The 2,359-nt window shown below is 39.4% G+C and carries 3 protein-coding genes; 1 reads left to right on the top strand and 2 read right to left on the bottom strand.

From position 1 onward, the window contains the following. On the bottom strand, positions 1-1,204 hold a 1,204-nt coding region (locus AC1DJR_RS26725), incomplete at its 3' end, for a DUF11 domain-containing protein (protein WP_477003930.1). Between the two features lie 117 nt (positions 1,205-1,321). Here AC1DJR_RS26725 and AC1DJR_RS26730 point away from each other — a divergent pair. Then, positions 1,322-2,071, top strand: a complete 750-nt coding sequence (locus tag AC1DJR_RS26730; protein WP_477003932.1) for a (S)-benzoin forming benzil reductase — start codon at positions 1,322-1,324, stop codon at positions 2,069-2,071. Between the two features lie 35 nt (positions 2,072-2,106). Here AC1DJR_RS26730 and AC1DJR_RS26735 read toward each other — a convergent pair. Next, positions 2,107-2,359 (bottom strand): GNAT family N-acetyltransferase (locus AC1DJR_RS26735; protein ID WP_477003931.1); only part of this gene is annotated, 253 nt, incomplete at its 5' end.

Below are 2,359 nucleotides of genomic sequence, written 5' to 3' on the forward strand. Positions count from 1 at the left end.
GCTGCGTTACTCCCCCCACTGTAACACTACCAGCTATAAATGTCGTTCCATTCGGAATACTGTCTTGTAATACAACGTTATCTGCACTTCCTGACCCTGTATTCGGAACGGTAATCGTATAGGTGAGAATATCTCCAACTGCCGCAACTGTTTTATCAACCGATTTAACAGGATTTATAATTGGCCCCGTCGCATCTATTTGAACACCAAAACCAGACGCTGCATACCCATCTCCATTTGTAAYGAARCGAACWGTYGCTGAMGTTTGATTATTWACTAATGAYGATGAWGCATCTACRTTYGTAATATCCCACCCTTGTCTTCGRACSGCYAAAGCKATYCCTAACGGCTGATTCAAATCTCCAAATGTGCCGCTCGTATCTAGATTGCCACTATCATTACAAATTTGTGATTGAAAGAAATTATTTGTAGGATTTCTCGGTCCAAATAAAGCAACTGTAGCATTTGCATTCGGTCCAAAACGAAGTTGATCTCCAGCAATGTTAGAATCACCTTCTTGAGCAGTTACAAGCACCCTTCCTGTAACAGAACCTGTCGCCGGGGTAGCAAAACCTGAAATAGTAGCATCAACTGGTGGTGATGAAGCATCGATGATTTCTTGACCTGCATACACTGATAAATTCCGAAGTGGTAAACTCGCATTTTGATACACTACCTCAAGAGTCCAACCTGCTGAGCGACTAATTGTTGGATTAGCAGCAGTTCTTGCAGCAGGGACACCTCCAGTTGTATATGTTCCCCCTCCCCCTGCGTTAACAAAATTTGTTACATTGGCAGATCTAACGTAATAAAACTGGTTTCCAACTGAGCCCTGCTGAGCAGTTGCAGGATCTGGTGCAACAGAAAATGTTCCTGCTGGTGTTGTAAATGAAATATTATCATTTAAAAACGCTGTAACATCCTCTGTATCTGTCCGGTATGTGCCGGCCCACACTAGTTCTGCGTATAAAACACTACTCCCTGCTGGAAGGTTCAAAATTGCACTTGAAGAATTTAATGGCCAGTCATTCGTTGTTCCTGCTGGGAATCCAGGCACTTGAAGCGATGTATTTACCGTTGTAAACACATCAATCGTACCGAAGTTATTATTTGGTGCAGGCGATGTAGGACTTAGTCCTAACGTGTTCCCAGTGAACGTGACGGCACCAGTTACTGTTGTTGTAAAGCGATTCATAAAAGGCACACAATCATCTCATTTCATTTATAGTAAAAAGTGCTCTATACTATAAAATGTAGACAAACTATACAATGTACGTTGTCCAACAAAATTCCACATATATGGAGAGGAGTTTACTACACTATGCGCTACGTTATCGTAACAGGAACTTCACAAGGTTTAGGTGAGGCAATCGCCGCACAATTGTTAGAAGAAAATACAACAGTCATCTCTATTTCTAGGAGAGAAAATAAAGAGCTTACAAAACTCGCAGAGCAAAAGAACAGCAATTGTATTTTCCATTCCGYAGATCTTCAAGATGTACATAATTTAGAAAATCGCTTTAACGAAATCTTTTCATCTATTGAAGAAGACACTGTCTCATCTATTCATTTAATTAATAATGCAGGCACAGTTGCACCAATAAAACCCATCGAAAAATCAGAAAGTGAACTATTGATTACGAACGTTCAAATTAATTTAATCGCACTGATGATCCTTACTTCCGCTTTCATGAAACATACGAAAGACTGGAAAGTAGATAAACGCGTTATAAACATTTCATCTGGCGCAGGAAAAAATCCTTATTTTGGATGGGGAGCTTATTGTACAACGAAAGCTGGTGTAAATATGTTTACCCAGTGCGTTGCTACTGAAGAAGCGGAAAAAGAACATCCTGTAAAAATCATCGCTTTTGCGCCAGGTGTTGTTGATACAAATATGCAAGCACMAATTCGTGAWACAAATAARGAAGACTTTAYWAACTTAGAYCKMTTYRYCRCWTTAAAAGAAGAAGGAAAKCTACTGTCACCTGAATATGTTGCGAAAGCTATTCGTARCTTACTAGAAACTGAGRAYTTYCCGCARGGYGARGTWRTTCGAATTGATGAATARMRAARAGGCACGCTAWWATAGCGYGCCTTTTCATTCTATTTCTCYAAAAATATAAGTACAGACTCCATAATTTGCTCATAACCAATTTCTTGATAAATTTTATTAGATGTTGGATTCGCTAGATCGGTATATAATGTGGTCGTTTTGTAGCCTTCATCTAACATACGTTGACTAAGTGCAGCTACACAATTAGATGCGTACCCTTTTTTCCGTTCTTCTTTCGGCGTATAAACGAAATTGACTGTTATATTATTTGTAGTCGGTCTCGTTTTTGCAGCTACAGAAACT

The sequence above is a fragment of the Bacillus sp. 05T31 genome, assembly GCF_056396725.1.